Here is a 5,474-nt window from a genome sequence, read left to right on the forward strand (position 1 = left end):
CACCCCCGGCCCCTCTCCCAGAGGGAGAGGGGAGATTTGTATCCTAGGTAGCCAAAGCCAACCGGGATCCAAGCTATTCTGAAGGTGAATCACTCCTGTTCACCCTCTTCTCTTTCCTCTCATGACCAGTTCTACTCTCAGACCCGATGCAGCCCTGCGCGAGCAAGCCGTCTGGAAGCCGTTGCGGCAGGCCATTGTGGAAAGCTCAGGGTTTCGAGGATGGCTGCAGGGGCGGGAGCTGCCCAGCCAGGAGGCGGAGCTGGATCGTCTGGTGCATCGCTACCTGGAGCAGACCCTCTCTCACTTGGCCTACTAGAATCCCCATAACCACAGCCAAAGGGGCAAGGTGAACAGAGCCGCCAAGTAGCCCACGGCCAAGGCGGCTACGGTGAGCTCCCGATCCAGATTGTATTCTTCCGTAAGCACCAGGGTGGCGATAGCGGGGGGCATGCCCGCCTGCAGGGTCAGCACCAGCTTGGCCAAGGATGGATAAGGGGTAAAGGCGAGGCCGATCCCTACCAAAAGAGGCACGAGCAGGATTTTGATCGAGAGGGCCACTGCGGCAGGGAAAAAGGATCCCCAGCGCTTCACTTGAGCCAGCCGCATTCCCAAGATGATCAGACTCAGGGGAATCGTGCTCCAGGCAAAGGCAACCAAGCCTTGAGAGAGCCACCCCGGCAGGGGTTGGCGAGCCAGGGCCAAGCCGACAAAGAAGGCCCAAAGGGTGGGGCTGCTCAGCAGTCGGATCGCTGTTTGCCGGGGACGAGGGCGAGAGGGACTGTGGCGGCTGGCCACCCACACCCCCAGCCCATAGGCCGTAAAGAGCGTACCCAACAAATCGTAGAACAAAGCCCAGCCGAAGTAGGCGCTCCCGGCCACCGCCAGACAGATGGGGTAACCCAAATAGCCGCTATTCCCCAAGGTGGCCGCCAGATAAAAACTTCCTCGCCGTGCTCTGCTCCAAAGCCAGGGATCCCGCTCGTTCTTTCCCTGCCAGGCATGGTGTTGCCATCTTAGCCAGGCGTTGGCCAGGGCAAACCCCAGCCCGGTTGCCAGCCAGCAGACCAAAGGGGCCACCCAGATCTGGCCGGAGAGATCCGCCTTCTGGATAAATCCAATTGTGCCCAGGGGCACCCCCACCCAGAACATGAACCGGCCCAGAACGTGGGGATCCAGCCAACGCTTCCAGCCGGTGGGCAGCCTTTTCTGGAGGACAAACCCCAGCAGCGTCCAGCCCAGCAGGGGGAGATAAACCTGAAAAAGGGTGGTGAGCACGCCAAAGTGGCTCTAGGGGGAAGAGGAAAGGGATCCCGTCATCACCCAGTTAGCTAGGGATCCGCTGGGGTTCTTCACGTAGGGCAAAGATGCGCAGAATCACCGCTTCCACAACCCGGTCTGGGGTAGAGGCGCCAGACGTGATGCCGATCTGCACCGGCCCATCGGGTAACCAACCCTCGGTAACAATTGGGTCTTGGTGGAGGGGCTTGTGGCGGATGCGGTTGGGGGGTTGGATGCAGTCGGGGCCATCGATATGGAAAGAGGGCAGCCCCTTGGCCAGGGCAATTTCCTGCAGGTGGGTGGTATTGGAGGAATTGAACCCGCCGATCACCACCACCACGTCCAAGGGCCGCTCCAGCAGCTCGAACATGGCGTCCTGCCGTTCTTGGGTGGCGTTGCAGATGGTGTTGAAGCTCATGAAGTGGTTGTCCAGCTCCTGGGGGCCATATTTGCGCAGCATGGTGGTCTCAAACAGCTTGGCAATGGCGCGGGTTTCCCCTTCCAGCATCGTGGTTTGGTTGGCGATGCCAATCCGCTCCAGATCCCGATCCGGATCGAAGCCGGGAGAGGTGGCCTTGCCGAAGCGCCGCCGAAATTCTGCCGCATCTCCGCCTTGCAAAATGTAGCGGGCGACCCATTGCGCTTCTTCCAGGTTCAGCACCACCAGATATTTTTGGGCAAAGGAGCTGGTGGCCACGGTTTCTTCGTGGTTGTACTTGCCGTGGATGACAGAGGTGAATTGGGCGGCGCGGTGCTTGTCCACCTGGTTCCAGACGCGGGACACCCAGGGGCAGGTGGTATCGACGATCTCATTGCCCTGCGACCGGAAAAACGCCATCTCCGATACGCTGGCCCCAAAGGCAGGCCAGATCACCACGTCCTCGGGCCGGATCTGGGAAAAGTCCTTGTTGCCGTCGGGGCCTTTTTCCACAAAGCGGATCCCCATCTCCTGCAGGTGGCGGTTGACCAGAGGGTTGTGGATGATCTCGTTGGTGATCCAGATCTGGCGATCCGGAAAGCGGCGCCGCGCCTCGTAGGCATATTCCACCGCCCGTTCCACCCCCCAGCAGAAGCCAAACGCCTTGGCCAGATGGATGGTGATATCCCCCTGTTGATAGCGGTAAGACTGGGCGCGGATCTGCTCCACCAGAGGGCTTTTGTAGGTGGTTTGCAGCTCCCGTTGGGCCTGGTCTTTGTGCTCCTCAAACCCCTTGGCAAAGTAGGTGCTGGAGCTGCGCAGAGCCTTGCGCAGGGCGCGGGGATCTTCGGGGAAGGTGTTCGGAGAAGAAGCTTGAGAATGAGGCATGGTGGTTACTCGTGCTTGCGCCGCTGGTGCCATAAGGATCCTTTCTCAGCTTACGCCCTATCTTAAAGGCGTGCGCCAACCCGGCAGCCGGATAACCTACCCAAATCGGACAGGATCCCGGACTCAAACCCCAAAGGCCAGGGCAACTCCCGAAAGATGGCGCTCTAGGCAGGCGGCTGATCCTGCCTTTCCAGTTGCTGCAGCCGTTCCTGGAGCTGGCGGGCAGTCAGAGAAAAACTGCGCCCCGGCCAAAGAAGAGAGCCCAGCCCCGCCGTCAACAGTCCCAGGCCGATGGCCGCGGCGATGAGCAATCCCAGCGGCAGCTCCACCGAGCGCCACATTAAAAAATGGACGGTCAGGGGAGTGGGGTTTTGTCCGGCCAGGACTGCCACTCCCAAAGCCAGCAGCACCGTCAAGACCAAGTGGAACAGCAGCAACATGAGGGATCCCGTCGCAACAGTTCTATTCTGCCTTGCTGGCCGACGGAGCAGGCCAGGGCCGCACTGTGCCATCGGGCAGGATGGCGCCGCTTAGGTCGGCACCGGTCAGCACCGCTCCGCCTATTTTTGCCCCGCTCAGGTCGGATCCCTGCAGTTGCGCACGGGTTAGCTTGGCTTCCCACAGGTAGGCCCCGTGCAAGTTGGCTTCCCGCAAATCGGCAAAGCTGAGATCGGCGCCAATGAGGTTGGCTTCCCAAAGGTTGGCACCGCGCAGGTTGGCCCCCATCAGGTTGGCGGAGCTGAGATCGGCTCCACGCAGATCCGCCTCCTGCAAGTTAACCCCGCTCAGCTTGCCAAAGGAAAGGTTGGCCCCTCTCAGATTCACCCCCTGCAGGGTGGCGCGTACCAGATCCACGCCCACCAGGTTGGATTCTTGAAAGTTGCGCTCGCCGGCGGCATAGTTTGCCAGCAGCTCATCTGCAGTGGTCATTCGGGGCATGGCCGGGTACCCCCAATCGCCGAGTTTATTCAGCAACCCTTGATTGCCAAACGAGGTGCTGATGACTCAATGCTAGATGTTGGCCATTATACCGTCTATCTACAGCCGCTCGCGGCTCACGGCGGGCAAGAAGGGATCCCCGCCGTTGTCTCATCTGCCCTCTGGGGAGAGGGCGGGGTTGCTTCTGCCACCTTTTGGATGTGCAGCTCCAAGTAGCCGGTGGCCGGATCCGGCTGACGGGAGAAGCGGTACTCCAGGCTGTCGGCAAGGACAATCTCGGCGGTGGTGTAGATGAGGCAGCCGGGGCGCAGGTGCCCTCCCCAAGTTCGGCCTTGGGCATCGGCAACAGCCAGATGGAGATGGACGCCGTCCGGGCACAGGGATCCGCTCAGGGACAGGATCTCCAGGCATTCCGACAAGAGGTGATCCTCTGTTTGGTCAGCCAGGCGCAGGGTGGCTTGGCTGAGGCTGCCGACGGCGCTGAGGACAAAGGCTGCCTGCAAAGGTTGTTGGCGGGCAAAGCGCTCCAGCTCCTGCTTGAGGTCTTGGCCGGGCAGCAGGCGTAGGGGGTAGATCTTGAGGGATCCCGTGGGTAGAGGCTGTTGGCGCTCAGCAGCAGCGCTCCCCGGTCGCCAGCCGGGCTTGACCACCGGGTAGGCACGGGCAATCACCAGGCAGTCGTCAGGCACAGGGTAGCGGGCAGGAATGGTGGAGCCGGCGGCAATGGTGACATCGGATCCCACCTTGAGGGGGGCCACCAGCACCGAGTTGGCGCCGGTCTTGCTGCGATCGCCGATTTCTGTGAAGTGCTTCTGCTGGCCGTCGTAGTTGGCGATGATCGTGCCGGCGCCGATGTTGACCTGGGATCCCAGCTTGGCGTCACCCAGGTAGGCCAGGTGGGCGGCGTTGGTGTGGGAGCCAATCTGGGTGTTTTTAACTTCCACAAAGTTGCCGATGCGGCAGCCGTCGCCAATCTGGCTGTGGGGACGCACATGGGCGTAGGGGCCTACCCAGACGCGATCCCCAATCTGGCTGTGGCTGACCACCGAGTAGAGAATGTGGCAATCGGAGCCGATGGTGCTGGACTCGATCCAACTGCCCGGCCCCAGGCGGGTGCGCGGCCCGATGCGGCACCTCCCGCGCAGGTGGGTTTGGGCTTCGATCACCACATCGGGGGCCAATTCCACCGTCTCTTCCAGGCTGCTGCTCTCGGGATCCACAAAGGTGACCCCGGCTTCCATCCAAGCTTCCTTGAGGCGATCCTGCAAAATCTGGTGGGCCTGGGCCAGTTGGCGGCGGTCGTTGATGCCCACAATTTCTTGCGGGTCGGCAACATCCAGGGCGATGGCTTTGCTCACCCGCTTGACGGCATCGGTTAAGTAGTACTCCTGCTGGGCGTTGTTCCGCTCCAAACTCGGCAGCACCCGGGCCAGGGCCGGCCAATGGAAACAGTAGACGCCGCTGTTGATGCGGCGATTTTGCCGTTGGGCCGGGGTGCAGTCCCGCTCTTCCACCAACTCCAGGATCCGCTGTTGAGCATCGCAAAACACCCGCCCATAGCCATAGGGATCCACCACCTGAGCCGAGAGCAAGGTCACATCCGGCTGGACTTGGCGGTGGCGTTCCACCAGCGCCTGCAGGGTTTCCACCCGCAACAGAGGCACATCCCCGTTGACCACCAGCAGATCCCCCTGAAAATCGTCCAGGACGGGTAGAAGCTGCTGCACCGCGTGTCCGGTGCCCAGTTGCTGGGCCTGCTCCACAAATTCGACCGGGTACTCCCGCAGGGTCTGTCGCACCTGCTCCTGCCCGTAACCCACGATCACCAAACAGCGCTGGGGCTTTAAGGTCAGCACCGTGCGCAGCAGCCGCTCGATCAAAGACAGGGATCCCAGCTTGTGCAGCACCTTGGGCAATTGCGACCGCATGCGGGTGCCCTTGCCCGCTGCCA

6 protein-coding genes and 1 pseudogene are annotated in these 5,474 nt (G+C 61.6%); 1 reads left to right on the plus strand and 6 read right to left on the minus strand.

Annotated features, from left to right (window positions below):
• Nucleotides 1-121: 121 nt before the first annotated feature.
• The gene (locus tag NW844_RS03810) at nucleotides 122-316 is read left to right on the plus strand and encodes a hypothetical protein (protein ID WP_414333628.1); all 195 of its coding nucleotides are present in this window, start codon (nucleotides 122-124) and stop codon (nucleotides 314-316) included.
• Here the strand turns inward: NW844_RS03810 and NW844_RS03815 are convergent.
• From NW844_RS03815 to glmU, 6 genes and pseudogenes are all read right to left on the minus strand, one after another.
• Complete coding sequence (locus NW844_RS03815) at nucleotides 313-1,275, minus strand: AEC family transporter (protein WP_414333630.1); 963 nt, start codon at nucleotides 1,273-1,275, stop codon at nucleotides 313-315. The two genes, NW844_RS03810 and NW844_RS03815, sit on opposite strands and share 4 nt — an antisense overlap.
• A gap of 49 nt (nucleotides 1,276-1,324) precedes the next feature.
• On the minus strand, nucleotides 1,325-2,584 hold the full coding sequence (locus NW844_RS03820) for a 4-hydroxy-3-methylbut-2-enyl diphosphate reductase (protein WP_414333632.1): 1,260 nt from the start codon (nucleotides 2,582-2,584) through the stop codon (nucleotides 1,325-1,327).
• A gap of 164 nt (nucleotides 2,585-2,748) precedes the next feature.
• On the minus strand, nucleotides 2,749-3,024 hold the full coding sequence (locus NW844_RS03825; RefSeq protein ID WP_414333634.1) for a lipopolysaccharide assembly protein LapA domain-containing protein: 276 nt from the start codon (nucleotides 3,022-3,024) through the stop codon (nucleotides 2,749-2,751).
• 22 nt (nucleotides 3,025-3,046) lie between these two features.
• Nucleotides 3,047-3,514 carry a pentapeptide repeat-containing protein gene (locus tag NW844_RS03830; protein ID WP_414333636.1) on the minus strand — a complete coding sequence of 156 codons (468 nt, stop codon included), beginning with the start codon at nucleotides 3,512-3,514 and terminating at the stop codon, nucleotides 3,047-3,049.
• Nucleotides 3,515-3,639: 125 nt separating this feature from the next.
• Nucleotides 3,640-4,173, minus strand: a complete 534-nt coding sequence (locus NW844_RS03835) for a PPC domain-containing DNA-binding protein (RefSeq protein ID WP_414333659.1) — start codon at nucleotides 4,171-4,173, stop codon at nucleotides 3,640-3,642.
• Nucleotides 4,156-5,474 (minus strand): annotated as a pseudogene (gene glmU, locus NW844_RS03840) (bifunctional UDP-N-acetylglucosamine diphosphorylase/glucosamine-1-phosphate N-acetyltransferase GlmU); the annotation flags it as partial. The pseudogene glmU and the gene NW844_RS03835, both read right to left, overlap by 18 nt.

It is taken from the genome of Synechococcus sp. H55.2 (assembly GCF_047462495.1).
GTDB lineage: Bacteria > Cyanobacteriota > Cyanobacteriia > Thermostichales > Thermostichaceae > Thermostichus.

Bases quoted from the DNA above. Each gene is read 5' to 3' on its own strand.
- NW844_RS03810 (WP_414333628.1), top strand. From the start codon at position 122: ATGACCAGTTCTACTCTCAGACCCGATGCAGCCCTGCGCGAGCAAGCC.
- NW844_RS03820 (WP_414333632.1), bottom strand. From the start codon at position 2,584: ATGCCTCATTCTCAAGCTTCTTCTCCGAACACCTTCCCCGAAGATCCC.
- NW844_RS03825 (WP_414333634.1), bottom strand. From the start codon at position 3,024: ATGTTGCTGCTGTTCCACTTGGTCTTGACGGTGCTGCTGGCTTTGGGA.
- NW844_RS03830 (WP_414333636.1), bottom strand. From the start codon at position 3,514: ATGACCACTGCAGATGAGCTGCTGGCAAACTATGCCGCCGGCGAGCGC.